General features: G+C 74.4%; 1 protein-coding gene and 1 pseudogene. Both read left to right on the forward strand.

The features are described 5' to 3' along the window. A partial coding sequence (locus ESO86_RS17305) for an endonuclease/exonuclease/phosphatase family protein (protein ID WP_165308308.1) occupies positions 1 to 903 on the forward strand: 903 nt, incomplete at its 5' end. A gap of 47 nt (positions 904 to 950) precedes the next feature. Then, positions 951 to 1,170, forward strand: a pseudogene (locus tag ESO86_RS17310) (aminopeptidase P family protein); the annotation flags it as partial.

A 1,170-nucleotide genomic window follows, 5' to 3' on the forward strand; every position in this document is an offset into this window, starting at 1 on the left:
CTGCGGGGGGTCGCCGCGGCGGGCGCCGGGCTCCTCGCCGCCGTGCTCGCGATCGCCCTGCTCCTCGGGCCCGGGCGACGCCTCCTGTCGGCGGTGACGGCGATCCTCGTGCTGTTCGCGCTCGGCAACCTCGGAATCCTCGCCGCGCGCGGGCTGAGCGGCGGCGAGGCGGTCGCGGCGAGCGATTCGGTCACGGTGCTCTCGTGGAACACGCTCGGCGAGGTCCCCGACGCGTCGACGATCGCGGGCCTCGCGCTCGAGCAGGAGGCCGACGTCGTCGTGCTGCCGGAGACGACCGCGTCGCTCGGCGAGGAGGTCGCGATCGCGATGCGCGAGGGCGGTCGACCGATGTGGGTGCACACGCAGTCCTTCGACGAGGTCGCCAAGGCGCGGTCCACGACGATCCTGATCTCCCCCGAGCTCGGCGACTACGACGTGGTGAACGACCCGTGGCCGGGTCCGCCCGGCAACACCAACACGCTGCCGTCGGTCGTCGCCGAGCCGACGAACGGCGACGGCCCGAGGATCATCGCCGTCCACGCGGTCGCGCCGATCCGGTGGGAGCTGCGCAACTGGCGGAGCGACCTCGACTGGCTGGCCGAGCAGTGCGCGGGCGACGACGTCATCATGGCGGGCGACTTCAACGCGACGGTCGACCACTTCGCCGGTCGCGGCGTCGACGGCGGCGACCTCGGCCGGTGCGCGGATGCCGCGACGGCGGGCGGCGCGGGCGGCATCGGCACCTGGCCGACGAGCCTGCCCGAGATCCTCGGCAGCCCCATCGACCACGTGCTGGCGACGCCCGGCTGGTCGGTCGACTCGTTCCGGGTGCTCGACGCGCTCGACGACGCGGGCAGCGATCATCGGCCGATCGTCGCGACCCTCTCCCGGGCCGGCGGGTGATCCTGCTCCGACCGCAGCGGCGACGAGGCGGTGCGAGAATGGAGACCATGACGAACACCGGCGACGCGACCGCGACGGCCCACGAGGCCCCTACCGACGAGACCACTGCCGAGGAGACCGGCCGGAACGCGAACCGTTCGACCACGCCGGGGTCCGAGGGCTTCAAGAGCTTCATCGGCGGCGGCTGGGCGGAGCGCGACGAGCGCCTGCCCGAGGCTCGCCCGCAGGCCGCGCACGCGGCCGTCCGTAGCGCGACGGTCTCGGCCG

The sequence above is a fragment of the Agromyces binzhouensis genome (assembly GCF_004135055.1).
GTDB classification, from domain to species: domain Bacteria; phylum Actinomycetota; class Actinomycetes; order Actinomycetales; family Microbacteriaceae; genus Agromyces; species Agromyces binzhouensis.